At 37.0% G+C, this 17,459-nt stretch carries 14 protein-coding genes and 1 rRNA gene; 14 read left to right on the top strand and 1 reads right to left on the bottom strand.

The annotated features are described in order from the left end of the window. Positions 1 to 192 precede the first annotated feature (192 nt). The 8 genes from rrf to hisC all read left to right on the top strand — a co-directional run bounded on the left by rrf (position 193) and on the right by hisC (position 7,538). A 5S ribosomal RNA gene (gene rrf, locus J580_RS12265) occupies positions 193 to 307 on the top strand. A 389-nt stretch (positions 308 to 696) separates the two neighbouring features. Then, on the top strand, positions 697 to 2,145 hold the full coding sequence (locus J580_RS12260; RefSeq protein WP_016803219.1) for an RNA polymerase factor sigma-54: 1,449 nt from the start codon (positions 697 to 699) through the stop codon (positions 2,143 to 2,145). A 167-nt stretch (positions 2,146 to 2,312) separates the two neighbouring features. Next, complete coding sequence (gene hpf, locus J580_RS12255) at positions 2,313 to 2,651, top strand: ribosome hibernation-promoting factor, HPF/YfiA family (protein ID WP_005071251.1); 339 nt, start codon at positions 2,313 to 2,315, stop codon at positions 2,649 to 2,651. A 138-nt stretch (positions 2,652 to 2,789) separates the two neighbouring features. After that, positions 2,790 to 3,041, top strand: coding sequence for a BolA family iron metabolism protein IbaG (ibaG, locus tag J580_RS12250; protein WP_002115399.1), 252 nt, complete (start codon positions 2,790 to 2,792; stop codon positions 3,039 to 3,041). Positions 3,042 to 3,047: 6 nt separating this feature from the next. After that, a complete protein-coding gene (gene murA / locus J580_RS12245; protein WP_002115380.1) occupies positions 3,048 to 4,304 on the top strand; it encodes a UDP-N-acetylglucosamine 1-carboxyvinyltransferase in 1,257 nt (418 codons plus the stop codon). Beyond that, a complete protein-coding gene (gene hisG, locus J580_RS12240; RefSeq protein WP_005071248.1) occupies positions 4,304 to 4,987 on the top strand; it encodes an ATP phosphoribosyltransferase in 684 nt (227 codons plus the stop codon). Before murA ends, hisG begins: the two co-directional genes overlap by 1 nt. Positions 4,988 to 5,093: 106 nt before the next feature. Further along, complete coding sequence (hisD, locus tag J580_RS12235) at positions 5,094 to 6,383, top strand: histidinol dehydrogenase (protein ID WP_032004355.1); 1,290 nt, start codon at positions 5,094 to 5,096, stop codon at positions 6,381 to 6,383. A gap of 69 nt (positions 6,384 to 6,452) precedes the next feature. Next, positions 6,453 to 7,538, top strand: a complete 1,086-nt coding sequence (gene hisC / locus J580_RS12230) for a histidinol-phosphate transaminase (protein ID WP_032004354.1) — start codon at positions 6,453 to 6,455, stop codon at positions 7,536 to 7,538. A 3-nt stretch (positions 7,539 to 7,541) separates the two neighbouring features. Here hisC and J580_RS12225 read toward each other — a convergent pair whose 3' ends face one another. After that, the gene (locus J580_RS12225; RefSeq protein ID WP_032004353.1) at positions 7,542 to 8,894 is read right to left on the bottom strand and encodes an anthranilate synthase component I family protein; all 1,353 of its coding nucleotides are present in this window, start codon (positions 8,892 to 8,894) and stop codon (positions 7,542 to 7,544) included. A 356-nt stretch (positions 8,895 to 9,250) separates the two neighbouring features. On the opposite strand from J580_RS12225, the gene J580_RS12220 reads away from it, so the two are divergent. From J580_RS12220 to J580_RS12195, 6 genes are all read left to right on the top strand, one after another. After that, the gene (locus J580_RS12220) at positions 9,251 to 10,111 is read left to right on the top strand and encodes a DUF6160 family protein (RefSeq protein WP_032004352.1); all 861 of its coding nucleotides are present in this window, start codon (positions 9,251 to 9,253) and stop codon (positions 10,109 to 10,111) included. Between the two features lie 299 nt (positions 10,112 to 10,410). Then, positions 10,411 to 11,244, top strand: a complete 834-nt coding sequence (locus J580_RS12215) for a C39 family peptidase (protein ID WP_032004351.1) — start codon at positions 10,411 to 10,413, stop codon at positions 11,242 to 11,244. A gap of 45 nt (positions 11,245 to 11,289) precedes the next feature. After that, entirely contained in the window at positions 11,290 to 12,465 is a 1,176-nt protein-coding gene (locus J580_RS12210; RefSeq protein ID WP_068791275.1) for a hypothetical protein, read from the top strand. A 12-nt stretch (positions 12,466 to 12,477) separates the two neighbouring features. Continuing rightward, positions 12,478 to 14,142 (top strand): OmpP1/FadL family transporter, encoded by a 1,665-nt coding sequence (locus tag J580_RS12205; RefSeq protein WP_032004349.1) that lies wholly within the window; start codon positions 12,478 to 12,480, stop codon positions 14,140 to 14,142. A gap of 17 nt (positions 14,143 to 14,159) precedes the next feature. Then, the gene (filE, locus tag J580_RS23535; RefSeq protein ID WP_155762375.1) at positions 14,160 to 15,428 is read left to right on the top strand and encodes a putative pilus assembly protein FilE; all 1,269 of its coding nucleotides are present in this window, start codon (positions 14,160 to 14,162) and stop codon (positions 15,426 to 15,428) included. 12 nt (positions 15,429 to 15,440) lie between these two features. Beyond that, complete coding sequence (locus tag J580_RS12195) at positions 15,441 to 17,441, top strand: protein FilF (RefSeq protein WP_081403622.1); 2,001 nt, start codon at positions 15,441 to 15,443, stop codon at positions 17,439 to 17,441. Positions 17,442 to 17,459 lie beyond the last annotated feature (18 nt).

Raw genomic sequence — 17,459 nt, 5'->3', positions numbered from 1 at the left:
GACTATACAACACCCAAGCAGTTGTATATGAAGCATCAATCGATTCATAAACATGCAAAGCAACTTGATTTAGTTAAACACTTAGCTAAAATGAACAACGAAAAATCAGACCAATCAGCCCATCTGTAAAGATTTGGAAAACGCAACGTATCACACAGTGAATAAAACGAAGCAAGTATCCATACCAGTTGTGCTGGCGACCATAGCAAGAGTGAACCACCTGATCCCTTCCCGAACTCAGAAGTGAAACCTCTTAGCGCTGATGGTAGTGTGGGGTTACCCATGTGAGAGTAAGTCATCGCCAGCTCATTATTCTAAACACCCCCATTCTAATGAATAGGGGTGTTTTTTTATTGTGATAAAAAATATATGTGCGGGGAATAAATATAAAATAGTAAGCTATGAGTTGAAATCTTTAAATTTAATAGAAAAAACTATACAACCGAAGAGTAATCAATTAAACAAAATTAAAAGAGGGCTAGCTTCTCCTAATTAACTTTTTATAACAAGATTTCGCGTCTGACATCATATGGGAACTATGTTTGATAGAATTAATTTAATAAGATTATTTTTATAATTGGAAAAATCTCTTTTTTCTTCTACAAATTTCAGTTGGATATGTATGACAAATAGAGACTATATGTTATAAATATTGAATAGGCATGATTTTTGCTTGTTTTATGGAAAATGAAATATATGAAATTATCTGTTGGATTGAAAGTAGCGAATTCTCTATCGTTAACACCTCAATTGCAGCAGGCGATTCGTTTGTTACAACTCTCTAGTTTAGAGCTTGAACAGGAAATTCAGATTCAACTAGATAGTAATCCTTTACTTGAAAAAATAGAAGAAGAATCACTAACGGAGAGTCTGGCTGCATTAGAAAATAAAGAATCGGATGACTTAACGACTGAGCTAAATGCAGATCATTTGCCTGATGATTTACCCGTTGATACTGAGTGGGATGATGTTTATACCCATCAATCAACAGCTTTGGCTACTCCAGAATTTGAAGAGCGAGAGGATAATCGCCAAGTTCAATTATCGCTAAAGGAGCATATTCTAGAACAAGTTAACCTTTTGCATTTTTCTAAAATAGATCAATTAATTGCTTATTGTATTGTTGATGCATTAGATGATAAAGGGTTTTTAGATGCTGAAATTGAAGAAATAATTTTAGCGGCACAACAATTATTGAATGAAATGGATATTGAGGAAGAGATCGAAGAAGATGAGGTTTTAGTTGTCTTAAAACACATTCAACGACTTGATCCTTTAGGGATTGGTTCGCGTAATTTAGCGGAGTGTTTAAAAATACAGCTAGAGTTTCTGCCCAAAGATGTTGAATATCTAAACGAGGCAAAAAATCTATTACAGTATTATGAGCTTTTGATAGCCAATGATCTTAATAAATTACTCAAACAAACTGGTTTAACGAAAGACCAATTAAAGTTTGCAATCAATCTTTTAAAAACGTTAAAACCTTATCCTGGTATGGATTTTGATAAGCAAGAATCTGATTATCAAATTCCCGATGTAGTGGTTTCAAAAAAAGATTTACATTGGCAGGTTCAGCTAAACCCAGATGTACTTCCTAAATTAAGAATTAATTCTTTTTACTCTAGTATGATTCGTAGAGCAGATCAGAGTGAGGATAATTTATATTTACGTAACCAAATGCTTGAGGCGAAAAACTTTATCAAAAGTATTGATGAAAGGCATAAAACGTTATTAAAAGTAGCTTCTTGTATCGTAGAGCATCAAAAAGCTTTTTTGGAAATAGGCCCGGAAGCGATGAAGCCGCTAGTTCTTCGAGACGTGGCAGAAGAAGTCGAATTGCATGAATCTACAGTTTCTCGTGTAACTACAAATAAATATATGCTTACGCCTCGTGGTCTATTTGAGTTGAAATATTTTTTCTCTAGCCATGTAGGAACAACAGCAGGGGGAGAGGCATCTTCCACCGCAATTCGGGCAATGATTAAGAAGCTAGTCGCCAACGAAAATCCACGTAAGCCTTTGTCAGATAATGTAATTGCTACATTGTTAAAGGATGAGGGAATTGAAGTGGCTCGAAGAACGGTCGCAAAATATCGAGAATCGTTACATATTCCTTCGTCGTCTGAAAGAAAAGTCTTGATCTGAATTTTGAAGTATGGCTATTCTAGAGATTCATTATGACGAAATAATGAAATTTCATTTTCACCAAGAGAGTAACTAAAATGGTTTAATTGTTCTAAGTTTTCTTTTTGATAGCATTAAATCGTTTTAGTTCTTCTTTAGATAACCTAAAAAAGGTGAGGGATAGAATTATGCAAATAACGATTCGTGGACATCATTTAGCAATTACACCAGCTATAGAAGAAAATATTAAATCAAAATTTAATCAGTTAACAAAACACTTAGATCAGGTGAATAGTATGCAGATTAAATTAACAAAAGATCATCAAATTGATAAGCGCTCTCATAAAGGTAGTTCGAACCATGTTGCAGAGGCTATTGTAAGATTGCCGGGAATTGAGTTGTTTGCTCAGGCAACTGCTGATGATATGTATACTTCAATTAAAAAACTAACTGAAAAATTAAAAAAACAATTATTAAAATATCGGAAAATGCAGTGCACTTATTCGCAAGTTGCTGTTTCTATTTAATAAGTTTTATATAATTGAAAGAGGCTTGAAACATAGCCTCTTTTTTATTGATAAAATATAAACACGTACTGAATTCTTTGAAAAAGTTATAGTAAAATACTTCGTTTTACACCTTAGGTTGTGTCAGAGGTCTTTGCAATGAATAGTGAACAGCTCACTCAAATTTTAAAAGAAGCTTTCCCTGAAGCGGAAGTAGCGGTGAGCGGACAGGCCGGAAAATTTGACCTCCGTATTGTGGATGATCAATTTGACGGTAAGCGTACTGTTGCTCGCCAACAATTAGTTTATGCACCATTAAATACTTATATTGCAAGTGGCGAAGTTCATGCGGTAACAATTCGTGCAATGACCAAAGATGAATGGCGTAAAGCAAGCCTTTTCGGAGCTTAAATATTAATGGATAAATTTTTAATTACGGGTGGTGTTAAGCTCGACGGGGAAGTGCGCATTTCTGGTGCTAAAAATGCAGCTTTACCATTACTTGCTGCAACTATTCTTGCAGACTCTCCAATTACGATCACTAATGTTCCAAATCTTAAAGACGTAAATACTTTGGTCAAGTTGATTGGTGGTTTAGGGGTTACAATCGGCTATGAAAATGACACAGTAAAAGCTGATACCTCTACTTTAGATAATCAGTTTGCTCCATATGAACTAGTAAAAACAATGCGCGCCTCAATTTTGGTTTTAGGACCATTATTAGCGCGTTACGGTAATGCGAAAGTTTCTTTACCAGGTGGTTGTGCAATTGGATCACGTCCAGTTGATCAGCATTTAAAAGCCTTAGAAGCTTTAGGTGCACATATTGAAGTTGAAAATGGTTATGTCCATGCTTCAGTTGAAGGTCGTTTAAAAGGCGGCGAAGTTGTTTTTGATATGGTTACCGTTGGTGGTACTGAAAACATCTTGATGGCTGCTGCACTGGCTGATGGTGTTACGACTATTCGTAATGCAGCTCGTGAGCCTGAGATCACTGACCTTGCTCAAATGCTCATTAAAATGGGCGCTAAGATTGAAGGACTTGATACTGATACTCTTGTTGTAACTGGAGTAGAAAGTTTGCATGGCTGTGAATATGCTGTGGTAGCTGATCGTATCGAAACGGGATCTTATTTGGCAGCTGCGGCAATTACGGGCGGTCGTGTCAAAACTACACATACCGACCCTGCATTACTTGAATCTGTTTTGGATAAGTTTGAAGAAATGGGTGCCGAAGTCACTCGTGGTGATGACTGGATCGAACTTGATATGTTAGGCAAACGCCCTAAAGCTGTAAGTTTTAGAACTTTGCCACATCCAGAGTTTCCAACAGATATGCAAGCTCAGCTTATGGCTGTAAATGCTATTGGTCGTGGATTTGCAACTATCTCTGAAACGATTTTTGAAAATCGTTTTATGCATGTTCCTGAATTGTCACGCATGGGTGCTAATATTCAGGTTGAAGGTCACGATGCTGTCGTAACGGGAGTAGAAACTTTACAGGCTGCACCTGTAATGGCAACAGATTTGCGTGCTTCGTTCTCTCTAGTTTTGGCAGCTTTAGTGGCAGAAGGAGATACCTTAATTGATCGTATCTACCATATTGACCGTGGTTATGAGCATGTCGAAGAGAAACTTCAAGGTTTAGGTGCCAAAATTAAGCGAGTAAGTTAATGAATGATGTAAGAAACGATGATCCTAATTTTGATGTGATGGGCAATTTTGATCATGGTTTGACCTTGGCACTCAGTAAAGGGCGTATCTTAAAAGAGACGTTACCTTTACTAGCTACAGCGGGTATTAATTTGCTTGAAGATCCGGAAAAGTCCCGCAAACTGATTTTTCCTACTACGCATAAGCAAGTACGTATTTTGATTTTACGTGCATCTGATGTGCCTACCTATGTAGAAAATGGCGCAGCAGATCTAGGTGTAGCAGGTAAAGATGTGTTGATGGAACACGGTGCTCAGCATGTATATGAATTACTTGACCTGAAAATTGCTAAGTGTAAATTAATGACTGCTGGTAAAGTGGGAATGGAACGACCAAAAGGCCGTTTAAAAATTGCCACGAAATACGTCAATCTTACTCGTCAGTATTATGCAAGCTTAGGTGAGCAAGTCGATGTGATCAAACTCTATGGTTCTATGGAGTTAGCGCCTTTAGTAGGTTTGGGTGATTACATTGTCGATGTGGTTGATACTGGTAATACGCTAAGAGCGAATGGTCTTGAGCCATTAGAGGAGATTTGCAAAGTCTCTTCACGTTTAATTGTAAATAAAGCTAGTTTTAAACGTAAGCAAACGCTATTAAACCCAATCATTTCACAGCTCGAGCAAGCTGTTCAATCACGTTAAAAGCAATTTCCCATCATGCTTTTGTGATAGTTGCTTCAGATGATGCCCACAAGCGCTTAGAAAAAGAGTAAACTTAGTTTTTCTTTTTCGCCTTGTGGGTAAATTGATGCGACGTTTATCGACTCAAGATCAGAACTTCAAACAGGTTTTTGCTAAGCTTTTAGCATTTGAAACTGTGAATGATCTTAATTTAGTGCAAACAGTAGATCAAATTATTGCTGATGTTCGTCAGCATGGTGATGATCATGTTTTAAAGCTTACTCAACAGTTCGATCGACATCCTGCGCATCAATTTTCAGATTTAGAATTATCTCAACAACAACTTAAAACTGCTTTTGATAATTTAAGCCCAGAAATTCGTGATGCTCTAGAGTTAGCAGCAAAGCGTATTCGTTCATTTCATGAAGCTCAGAAACAAGAGAGCTGGACTTATATAGATGATTTGGGTAATACATTAGGGCAAAAAGTTACGCCTTTAGATCGTGTGGGTATTTACGTACCAGGTGGTTTAGCATCTTATCCGTCTTCAGTTTTAATGAATGCAGTGCCAGCCCATGTTGCTGGTGTACCTGAAATTATTATGGTTGTTCCTGCACCAAACGGTGAACTAAATCCATTGGTTCTAGCGGCAGCTTACCTTGCAGGAGTGAGTCGAGTATTCACCATTGGGGGAGCTCAAGCTGTAGCAGCGCTTGCTTATGGTACTCAAACCATTCCTCCTGTAGATAAAATTACTGGCCCTGGAAATCGTTTTGTGGCAGCTGCCAAACGGGCTGTATTCGGTCAGGTCGGTATTGATATGATTGCTGGGCCTTCTGAAATTTTAGTATATGCAGAAGGTGAAAATAATGCAGATTGGTTAGCTATGGATGTTTTATCTCAGGCTGAACATGACACAGTTGCTCAAGCTATTTTCATTACTCCTGATGAAGCTTTGCTTAATGCGGTAGAGTTGGCAATTGAAAAGCATTTAAATGAATTGCCAAAGGCAGACATTGCGAGAACTTCGATTGAAAACCGTGGTGCTTTGGTATTAGTCAAAGACCGTGCAGAAGCAATTGATTTAATTAACCAAGTTGCACCAGAACATTTGGAACTTTGCTTAGATGATGCCGAGGCTATGAGTGAAGATATTCGTCATGCTGGAGCAATTTTCATGGGGCGCTATACACCTGAAGCAATTGGTGACTATTGTGCAGGTCCAAACCATGTATTACCGACCTCTGGAACTGCTCGTTTTTCTTCTCCATTAGGTGTTTATGATTTCCAAAAACGTTCGAGCTTAATTATGTGTTCGAAAGATGGAGTCAAATCGTTAGCCAAAACAGCCGACATATTAGCTGTCCAAGAGAACTTAGATGCCCATGCACGCTCAGCTCGCTATCGTTATCAATAAGCTTATAAACCTTGTAGTTTTTTAATTATTACTCAGGGCTGATTTTCAGCCCTTTTTTGAGATAAGACCATGACTTTATCTACAGCACAAATGCGCTTTTGGAGTCCAGAAGTTCGTGAGTTAGAGCCGTACGTTCCTGGCGAACAGCCTAAAATTCAGAATTTATTGAAACTCAACACAAATGAAAATCCATATCCGCCATCACCAAAAGTAGTTGAAGCAGTTCAAGCTATTTTAACTCATCAGGCTGATGCATTGCGTTTATATCCAGACCCAGATGCTACGGCATTAAAACATGCGATTGCTAAGCAACAGAATATTGAAGTTTCACAAGTTTTTGTTGGTAATGGCTCAGATGAAGTACTTGCTCATATTTTTAAAGCATTTTTTCTTCAAGATGAACCAATTCTTTATCCAGATATCACTTATAGCTTTTATCCAGTTTATAGTCAGTTTTTTGGTACAAAGACTAAAGAAATCCCACTCAATGATAATTTTGAGATAGAAGTTAAAGATTATGTACAACCAAATGGTGGGGTTATTATTACAAACCCTAATGCTCCAACAAGTATTGCACTAGGCTTAGCAGAAATCGAACAAATTTTAAAAGCTAATCCAGATCGAGTGGTTGTCATTGATGAGGCTTATGTTGATTTCGGTGCAGAATCAGCAGTGAGTTTAGTAAATCGCTATGAGAATCTGGTTGTGTGCCAAACAACTTCAAAATCTCGCTCTCTTGCTGGTTTACGCGTTGGCTTCGCGATTGCTCAGTCTCATTTAATTGCCGCACTTGAAGCTGTCAAAAATAGTTTTAACTCATATCCTATTGACCGTTTTGCAATTGCAGCAGCGGTAGCCTCTTTTGAAGATCAAACTTATTTTGAAGAACAATGTCAAAAAGTTATTTCTAGTCGTGAAAAGCTAGTAGATGAATTAACTACTTTGGGCTTTAAAGTTTTACCTTCTAAAGCAAACTTTATTTTTGCTTTACATCCATCGCATGATGCAGGTCAGCTTGCACAGCAATTACGTGAGCAGGGCATTATTGTGCGCTATTTCAATAAGCCTCGTATTAATCAATTCTTGCGAATAACTGTAGGAACTGATGAGCAAAATGAGCGTTTAGTACAGACATTAAAAGAAGATATTCTCTAAATTTTACTCTGCTGTGCTGTTCATCAAGTTCAGCATAGCAGAGACTTTATCAAGACTTTCTTGATATTCTGCTTCTGCATTTGATGCAATCGTAATACCACCACCTGCCCATAAAGAAAGCTGATTCTGATATTGTTGAAAACTACGGATGAGAATATTCCAGCGGCCAGTTCCATCAAAATTGAAATAACCCAATGTCCCGCAATATGCACCTCTTGCTGATTCCTCTAACTCTTCAATGATCTGCATTGCCCGAATTTTGGGAGCTCCTGTGATTGAACCTCCTGGTAAGGCAGAGAGCAGCATTTGCATAGGATTAATATCATCTTTAAGAGTCGCAACGATCTCGCTTACCATGTGATGTACTTGATTAAAACTTTCAATCTCGAATAATTTTGTTGTTTTTACAGATCCTGTATTGGCATAAATGCTCAAATCATTACGTAATAAATCGACAATCATCACGTTTTCTGCTTGGTCTTTTTGAGAGTTTTTTAAGGTTTGTTTAGAAATAAAATCTTTTTCTGCATTCTCATAGCGAGGCATTGTGCCTTTAATAGGTCTAGTTTTAATTTGTTTATTTTGATTGAATTCGATGAAAAGCTCGGGAGAGCAACTTAATAATTCAAAATCATCTAATTTTAAATAACCTGCATATGGAGCATTTGTAAGTTGCCATAGATCTTCAGCTTTATTTAATAAGGATCCTGAAAATTTAGCTTTAAACTCTTGGGTTAAATTAATTTGATAGCAATCTCCAGCCTTAATATATTCTTGTATTTTATAGAAAGCATCGAAATATTGTTTTTTAGACCATCTTGGTTGAATAGTAGTTTTTAATTTAAATATATTTTTAGAGTTGTTGGAGCCATAATTCTCTATTTTATTTTCAATATATGAGAATAGATCAATTGCATTTTCTTCATCACTAAAAAAGTACCAGTCATTATCTATATATTTTAAAAAAGATCGATATTGGCCTAGGAATAGAGACGGTTGTATATGATTTTGCCCATTAATAAATTGATGTGCACTGAAATCATAGCTGATAAAGCCAATATAACCACCTATAAAACTTGTTGTTGATTTAATATCTTTACTTAAATTATTTTCTTTAAATTGAATGAAATTTAAAAGTTGATTTGATTTTGATCTATTTTTATATTCGTTAAAATTTTGGCGCTCAAATTCTAAATAATTTTCATTTTGGATAATAATATAATCTTGCGGAAGAAATCCAATAATTGGGTTTTTATTATCATTTAAATAAATAAGCCCAGTTAAACCATCTAATTTTTTTAAAATATCGGCAGCATTTTTACTATATAAAGAGATTTTTTTCTTTAACTGAGACATTTTTAAATAAAAGAGTGTTTAATGAGAGAGTAGTTAGTTTACTATAAGTTGTACTTCATCAGGAGAAAGTCTTTTAAGTACTAAACTTTTTGCTGATAAAATGAACGAAATTTTCAACTTAAAATTTATTGTTTTTAGCAAGGTTTGTGTAGAAAAACTTGAGTGTACCGTTTGTCGGGTAGTTGGCAAAAAATGCACAACACTAGTTGAACAAAAATTAACGTAGATGTAATTTAGTAATTGCTAAGCAAAACTACTCAAGGATTGGAAGTTTCGGTTGCCATATAAAGAAAAATGCAATTTGAGACAATGAGAGTGGTTAAGTCAAAAAATAAATGCTCTTGGGAGAGTGCTCAATGAAAATGTTTACTAAACTTGCTTTAGTTTCTTCTTTAGCTATCAGCGCAAATGCAATGGCAATGCAGTCAATGGACGATGCTGCGCTTAGTGCTGCTACAGGTCAAGATGGTATTAATATCGGTATCGCTTTAGGTGCTGGCGGTATTTCTATCGATAAAGTATTTATTCATGATAATGATGGTTTAAACCCTACTACAGGTATTACTGGTGCTGCAGCAACTGCGGGTGCGATTGTAGTAAGTGGAGTAGAGGTTACACAGGTTGATCAAACTGCTAATTTGTTAGACCTTAAAATTGACAGCGTTGGTGCTTCGGGTACAAACGGCGCGTTTTTAAACGTTGCTGCAAACGTGGGTGCTGTTAATGTAAGTGTTGGTTCTATTGGTGTGGGTACTTCTGGTACTTTAAATACAACTACTGCTGTACGTGGTATTACTGAAACTGCTCCAACTGAAATTATCTCTGGTTTAGATTTGTCTCTAGGTGCAATTTCAGCGAATGTACAATTAGGTTCTACTCCACAAGGTGCAATGATTAAAGTAAATTCAAGCTTACAAGGTGGTTTAACCTTATCTAACTTTGGTATTAATGACGCTGCGGGTGGCGGTCAAATTGTTCTTGATAAAGTTATGGTTCGTGGCGCAGGTAATACAACGGGTGATTTAGACGTAAATGCAAATATTTCAGTTGTACCAAGTGGCTTGAAAATTCAAAATAACAGTACTCAAGGTATGAATGTTTATGTACAAGGCGTACATTTAGGTTCTACAGCGACTACTGCGGCTCCATCGATTGGTGACCTTGAGATTCAAGGTTTAAATGTAGGAACTTCTACAATTACAATCTCAGGTCACTAATCTGAGTTTTTAATAAAAAAGCGCGTTTATTACGCGCTTTTTTTATTTATTAATTGTCTAATTAAACTATATAAAAATATATTTTTTATTGATAAAAATAAGCTGTTAAATTAAAAATCGATTTAAATTAATCACACAAGTCTCTCTATTTTTATAAAACTAAACGTTCATCAAAAAAAAGTAAAAAAAGGCTGTTTTTTTCAAAAAAAAAAGGTATCTTCAACACACAGGGATGTAGAGCTATTGCTCTAAGAATAAAATGAATAAGGCCAGTAGGTCACCATTTAGAACAAGTGCTTATGTTAGAGATTGCTTTAGGCTCAGCATTGATATATTACTTTGCGACAGAAGCCTTCGAAATAGAAAAAAAGCCACCGGGAACTGTTTATTATACAGAGACTGCCGATTCACGTAATTTATCTTTTCGCCGTAATCATATTGAACCAGTTCAGATTAAACCAGCTGTAGAAGATCAGTTCCGAGGTATTGTTCGACAAGCTTATGACTATAGCTGTGGTTCAGCTGCTCTTACTACACTTTTAAATGGTTATGTGGGAACCAGTTTGACTGAACAACAAACAATGAGTGGTTTACTTCAGTATGGTGAATATCAACGTATTATTGAACGCCGAAGCTTCTCACTACTTGATATGAAGCGCTTTGTAACTGCTATTGGTTTAGAAAGTGGGGGGTATCGAGGGGAGTTTTCTGATTTAGTCAATCTTGGACAACCTGCAATCGTTCCAATTTCTTATGCTGGTTTTAAACATTTTGTCGTATATAAAGCTTATAAAGATGGAAGAGTCTATGTTGCTGATCCTGCATTAGGGAATATCAGCTTTGATGAAAATCGTTTTAAAGAGGTTTGGGATAATAATACATTATTCGTTGTTTCTGTTCCTGAATCTCAACGTAAAGACCTACTGGCCTTAAAAGACTCAGATATGCGTCATGTGGAAGATGCAACTGTTAACCGTTATGCCTTTGTGGATGTGCAATATCCAACATTCAATTATGACCGTTTAGCAAATAAAGCATCAACTATGCGTAGGGTACTGGATAAAGACCCAAATTCTGCAACCTATAATCAGCCAATTGAAACATATATGCGTCTTTACTATAAGCGTAAATAATCAAATATGAATTGAGTAAAATAAATACATTAGGTGGGAAGAAATATGAATAATCGATGGATGAAGATGAGTGTGTTGGCATTAAGTATGAGTGCTATTACGGGCACACTTTATGCAAATGACCAAGTCGCACAAACTGAAGCTCAAAACACCACAGTTGTTTCTGACGCGAGTACAGCATCAGTAGTAACATCAGCAACAGATTCAGTTCAAGAAGCGGGTACAACTCCAGTTACAGACGTCGTAACTACTGAACCTGCTTCTACACCTGCAAATACTGGAGCTGATAAAGCCGCAACTGCCTTACAGAAGAAAGAAGGGGATGCGACTCAAGAAACAAATTTGCAAGAAGTATTTACTTCGAATGAGCGACAATATTCATTGATTAAAAGAGGCGTATTCTCAGCTTATTACGATCTCGATTATACCTATTATCGTGATACTCGAATTGATTTAGCTTTAGCTGATAATTCTTCTCAACTCAACCGATTACGTATTGAAGAAGATGCGAACCATACTTTAACGAATAGTTTTACCGTTCAATATGGTGTATTAGATAACTTAACATTATCAGCAACTGTTCCTTTCGTTGCAAAGTCTGAAATTGTTCGAGATACAACTGCAGCGGGTTTAGGTGATATTTCTTTAGGGGCGCGCTGGGAACCTTTCCCATTAAAGCAAGGCCGACTACCATTAGTACTATTCGGAAACCTATCAACAAAAACTGGGGATAGTCCTTACGAAATTGGTTTAGATGAACTTTCAACAGGTAAGGGATATTACTCTGTTGGGGTGGGAGCAAGTACCCGTAAATATATCGATCCGGTTGTGTTATTTGCCTCGGCATCTGCCAATTATGGTTTTAAAGAAACGGGTTTAAATCAGGCACGTGGTTCAAGGACGTTAACATCTTTTGACCCCGGCATTAGTGGTGGTTTCTCATTCGGTTTTGCTTACTCGTTTAACTATGATGTGTCTTTAACCATGTCATATCAACAAAGCTTTAACATGGATGCAGAATTTCAGTTTGAGAAAGGTGAGGCATATAAGTCGCCGGACCAAAGTAGCGCGATGTTGTCATTTGCTTTAGGTGTACGTGTTTCACCTGAAACGATTGTTAATGGCACAGTGGGTATTGGTTTAACAGAAGATGCACCAGATGTTTCACTTGGTCTGTCTTTCCCGCTAGATTTTATAGGCTTTGGCAAAAAAACCAAATAAGGAGATATGCAGGTGAAATATCCTAAATTATGTCCTTTAACGGCGGCAATTGTGATCTCCGGTTTTTCTAGCTTTGCCAACGCTCAATTAGGACAAAACCTAGCTGTTGATATTCGTTCACTATCGATGGGGAATGCTGTAACTGCAGATCCGCCTGGTATTAGTGCAATTCACTTTAACCCTGCGGCTTTAGCGAAAATTGATGGGTTACAGACAGATGTGCAAGGAATTTTAGCGAATTTTGATATTCAACGTGAGTTTTCGGCACCCCCTGGTTATAACGTTTTTGGCTATTCAGATGACCCTCTTGTTTGTAATGATGGTCCAGAAGTTACAGCTAATATTTGTACTGATTTTAAAGGCCCTGTACGTGGTGATGTTGAATACGCTAGCTTATATATTCCAATTCTAAAAAAAATGGTTGATTTAGGGGAGGGTTATCCACTCGCTGCTCCTACCGCAGGGATTGCCTATAAACCACCAGGTTCAAAGCTGACCTATGCTACTGCAATTTATGCACCTTTAATTGCAGGTTTTGGCGCTGAAAATGGTAATGCTGGAAACTTTATGGGGCAGCAAGTTGCTGTTGAGCGGATTACTTATTTGTCTCCATCTTTTGGTTATCAAGTAAATGACCATTTGTCGATTGGTGCCTCTGTGGGGATGTCTTATAACGCTCTTGCTATGAAAACCGATTTGCGTTTTCCCAATGATATGATTGGGGTGTTGCGTATGGTTGATGATGTAGTATGTGGTCCTTTCAAAGACAATAACGATATGATTACTAATCTATTGTTATTTGGCTTATGTAATACTCAAGAAGGTATGAATCCATTCAAGAAAATGGGATCACTTCAAGTTTCTATGGAGCAGTCTTTAAGCCCAAGCTATAACTTAGGTTTAATGTGGGAACCGACGGACGACTTTGGCTTTGGTATGGTTTACCAAAGTGCAGCTAAAATGCGTATGAAAGGGAAATACCTAATTAATAATGCTAAGGCTCCTCAAGAATTAATTAAAGGCTTAAACTCATCAGCTACAGGTCAGGTTTTAGCTGCCATTCTCGGTTTACCAGGAAATGTACCAAGCTCTGAATCTGGTTTGGCCGCGATGGACTTGGAATATCCTGCACATTTCCAAGCAGGGATTAAATATAAAATATTTCCTGATTTGCAAGTTAATTTTGATGTGGGGTGGACTGATTATTCTGCATGGGATAAGTTCAAGTTTGAATTTGATAGGCAGATTACCTTACTCAAAGTTGCCAAACTTTTATCAAATGATGTGACAGATGCATCATTAGCTTTGCCTCTAAAGTTCACCTCACCTTGGAGCTGGGGTATTGGTTTAGAGTATTCCGCAACAGATCGTTTGAAGTTACGTGCTGGTTATGAGCCTCGTGCTAGCGCTATTCCAAATGACAAACGTAATACCATGATTCCAATTAATAATGCGCAGTTATTTGGTTTGGGTATTGGGTACCGATTTGATGCAGATACAGATTTGGATCTTTCAGTTGGTTTCTTACGCAGCCGCGATAATATCCCAGCAGGGACTAGTACCTTATCTAATAAAACGGGAGTTGATAATATCCTGTTAAACCCTTATGCCGGTTTGGATGTTAAAACCAATACCAAAGTTACAGTACTCGGGTTAAATTATAGAACAAAATGGTAAAATTAAATTGCGAACGGATGTCTCGACCTAGATTTGCTATTGCGATTTTTTTTGTTGCAATAGCAAGTAACTCTGCTATTTATGCGGATGGTTTCTATACGATTATTGGTCCTGATGGTCGGCCAATGATTGTTCCGAGTAAAAGGGTGGAACGAACCGTTACACCGTCTAAGGTATTAACAAATCCAGAGATAAAGCCGTCTCGTCCAGAACAGCAAGTATTGCCAGAAACATCTTTAAAATCAAAAGAATTGCCTAAAGCAATTACGAAATCGTCTAATACTGCACCAACTGCACCAACTGCACCAACTGCACCAACTGCACCAACTGCACCAACTGCACCAACTGCACCAACTGCACCAACTGCACCAACTGTATTGATAAAGAAACAATCTACAGTTTCAAAACAGACAAAAATAAGCAAAGAAGAATCAAAAATTATTAATCAAAAGTCTACTTTTGCGACTACTAAAGAAAAAACAGTGATAAAGGATTCTGCTTCCCAACAAAAGATTGTAGAAAAAATAGAACCGAATTCACTTCCACCCTTGTCTAAGGATATCGTTACTTCATCAGCACCAGTATCACCAAAAAACGATGAGACGAAGTACACTACCATTGATGGTGTGGAATACGTTAATAATGAATATTTAGAGAATCAAGAATTTAATTTAGAAGGGAAAAAACGTTTTTATATTATGCCTGATGGTTTAGGTCGTACTGAATCTATTGAGCGTAAAAAAGGTGTTGGTCAGTCTATCCTTGATAACGTATTGCATCGATCTCAAGAAGATCAAGTTTCTTCTGTGGTATTAGCTCCTACTTATGTGAGACTTTCGCACAAAGAGTTAGCAAGCACTTTTGAAAATGATTTGTGTTTTATTAATGGCTATAACAAATCAATTAAAAAGCTAAGCCAGAATAAAGAAGTTGGGTTATGGCCGAGAAAACCTCTTAAAGAAAAATTTGAATACGAAGTCGTAAAAGTAGATTCTTCTATTAAGAATATACAAGTAGCTTCCTATGCTACAACCAATGATAAGCCTGTATATTATTGGCCCCTCGCTGTTTTCTTGGATGAAAAGGGGTGTGTTATAGAAGGTGCTAGTGGTTTTAAAAGTAAGTCGTATCCTGCGACGATTTTACAACATGCATCGATTTTAGGCGTTTTACAGGTGCCAGAACGTACACACTATATTATGTTAACGCCTTTATCTTCGGCTGTGGATATGCCGGATCAGGAACTATCTAATCAGGGACAAATTAAAATTTCGGTATTACGTTAAAAATAAATAGGAATGATGATGAGTAAAAATTTTTTATTACCTTTTGCATTATCTACATTGGCAATTGTATTAAATGGTTGCGGTGGTGGTGGCTCAACAATTAATGAAGATCCTACTCAAGGTGGTGGTACGATTCCGACCACTAATTTGGATTGTAAAGCCACAGATGAAACCTGTCTGAATTTTGAATTAAATTATCCAATAGCAGGTTTGAATTTCGACTGTAGTTTATCTCCGAATCAGCGTTATATTACTAAATTGGTTGGTAACTCGGTTGGCGGTGCTTGTAGTATCAGTGGCAGTAAATCAGATGAAACAATTACGCTTTATCTACAAGGTAGCAATACTCACAAGATTGCGTTAGGTACGATAAAACTTGATACATTAGGAAAATACGGAACAACACATTTAACAGTTTTGGATATGGCTACAGCATTAACTGGTCAGCCTCCTGCTTCAATGAGTAACGCTGATCCAACTATTAAAGTAGCTATGGCTTTAGTTAAGTTATTCCAAAGTATTGGTGTTGAACGTGGCGATAATGTGGTAGGTGATTTACAACCAACCCAATTTACTCAAGATAAGAAAAATCTGTTGACTAGTTTGACACAAGATATAACTGCAACAGAATGGAAGAATGGGCAATATGTAACCCTTCTAAAACCTTGGTTAGATGTAAGTAAAGTGTCTGATGCACAAGCTTATGCACTCGTGGTTCAAGTCACAAACTTAGCAAATGCTGCATTATTTCAAGCAAATGAAGCGACTTATGCGGGTATTGTAGATCCTGTTAGTTCACCGTTACCGCTGGGTTTTTATGGCTGTAATCAGGCATTAGCAGATTGCTTTAATAAATCTACCACTAATTTACGTCATATGATGGCTAACATGTTCATGTTGACTGACCGTGAAGGTTATGCAATGGGTTACGGTCTGCAATGGCGTGGTGATGCTACTTTATATAAAGATAAGGACGGAAACGTGACTGGCGTTGCTCCACCAGTTTTATTGTGGACCAAAGCAAAACCAATGCAAATGCTTGTTGCTCCCCAACAAAATGGTTGGCTTAATCCAATTTCAAAAGATATTCAATCGACTCAACCCTTACGTTTAAGCGTTGATGGCAATGCAAATAATGATTTGCAAATCTATCAAGGTAAGTTTATGAACGATTATGCTGTTGCGGGAAGTGAAGGTTTTTATAAACAACTAACACGCTCGACCACAGGAAATATTCAGCATTATGGTTTATGGCGTCAAACAGTAGGCACAGAAAACTATAAGGGTTCACTTGATATTATTAAAGCCAACCCAATTAGTTATCTTGGAAAAGAAATTTTTAAAACAGCAGCTAACGTGAGTTCTGGTCAACGCTATGTCTTCCCATTATATGCGACTTTGACATTCCGATTTGATACTACTGGGATAGCTCCTATCGATTTAGGCATTGTTGTTGATGAAAAAGGAAATATTCGTACGGATATTAAACCAAATGCAACTGCAACCGATATGTCTGGTCAATGTGCAACAGTAACAGACAACAGCTTAATTGATAGTAATGGTGTGCAACAATACCGACTTGGTACTACTGGTGGAACAGAGTCATCGGATAATGATAGCTCTATTACTGTTCGTATGATTTTATCGAATCCTCAGCTAGGTAACCTTAATGGGATTTTGATGGGACTTAACTCTGTGGTGAGACTGGATACTAATCCAGATGATAATGTAAATGATTCAATTTCGGTAAATGGAGCCAAGATTAACCTCTATAACTTATTAGCAGGTCAAAACAGCAGTAATAGTATTAATTTAAGTGATTATGAAAACAAGACCGCACGTTGGATTAACCTTTATGCTTTCTATCAAGCTGTTTATAATAATATTAAGGACATTAGCCCAGCACCAACAGATGCTGAAAAAGCTTTAGCTCAACGCTTGTCTGGCACGGTGTCTATTAAACTAGCCAATCAGTCTATTCCAGCTTGTAATGCAATTAAAACTAAGTCTTAAAAATAAGAGACAAATAAA

It is taken from the genome of Acinetobacter sp. 1542444 (assembly GCF_000581835.1).
GTDB classification, from domain to species: domain Bacteria; phylum Pseudomonadota; class Gammaproteobacteria; order Pseudomonadales; family Moraxellaceae; genus Acinetobacter; species Acinetobacter pittii.
Note: the sequence above shows the minus strand (reverse complement) of the source record. Positions and strands in the feature narration are given on the sequence as shown.

What these genes read in the sequence shown, in the direction of transcription:
- murA (WP_002115380.1), top strand. Translation starts at nt 3,048, where the DNA reads ATGGATAAATTTTTAATTACGGGTGGTGTTAAGCTCGACGGGGAAGTG.
- J580_RS12195 (WP_081403622.1), top strand. Translation starts at nt 15,441, where the DNA reads ATGATGATGAGTAAAAATTTTTTATTACCTTTTGCATTATCTACATTG.
- J580_RS12215 (WP_032004351.1), top strand. Translation starts at nt 10,411, where the DNA reads ATGTTAGAGATTGCTTTAGGCTCAGCATTGATATATTACTTTGCGACA.
- J580_RS12210 (WP_068791275.1), top strand. Translation starts at nt 11,290, where the DNA reads ATGAATAATCGATGGATGAAGATGAGTGTGTTGGCATTAAGTATGAGT.
- ibaG (WP_002115399.1), top strand. Translation starts at nt 2,790, where the DNA reads ATGAATAGTGAACAGCTCACTCAAATTTTAAAAGAAGCTTTCCCTGAA.
- J580_RS12260 (WP_016803219.1), top strand. Translation starts at nt 697, where the DNA reads ATGAAATTATCTGTTGGATTGAAAGTAGCGAATTCTCTATCGTTAACA.
- hisC (WP_032004354.1), top strand. Translation starts at nt 6,453, where the DNA reads ATGACTTTATCTACAGCACAAATGCGCTTTTGGAGTCCAGAAGTTCGT.
- hpf (WP_005071251.1), top strand. Translation starts at nt 2,313, where the DNA reads ATGCAAATAACGATTCGTGGACATCATTTAGCAATTACACCAGCTATA.
- hisG (WP_005071248.1), top strand. Translation starts at nt 4,304, where the DNA reads ATGAATGATGTAAGAAACGATGATCCTAATTTTGATGTGATGGGCAAT.
- filE (WP_155762375.1), top strand. Translation starts at nt 14,160, where the DNA reads ATGTCTCGACCTAGATTTGCTATTGCGATTTTTTTTGTTGCAATAGCA.
- J580_RS12220 (WP_032004352.1), top strand. Translation starts at nt 9,251, where the DNA reads ATGAAAATGTTTACTAAACTTGCTTTAGTTTCTTCTTTAGCTATCAGC.
- J580_RS12225 (WP_032004353.1), bottom strand. Translation starts at nt 8,894, where the DNA reads ATGTCTCAGTTAAAGAAAAAAATCTCTTTATATAGTAAAAATGCTGCC.
- hisD (WP_032004355.1), top strand. Translation starts at nt 5,094, where the DNA reads ATGCGACGTTTATCGACTCAAGATCAGAACTTCAAACAGGTTTTTGCT.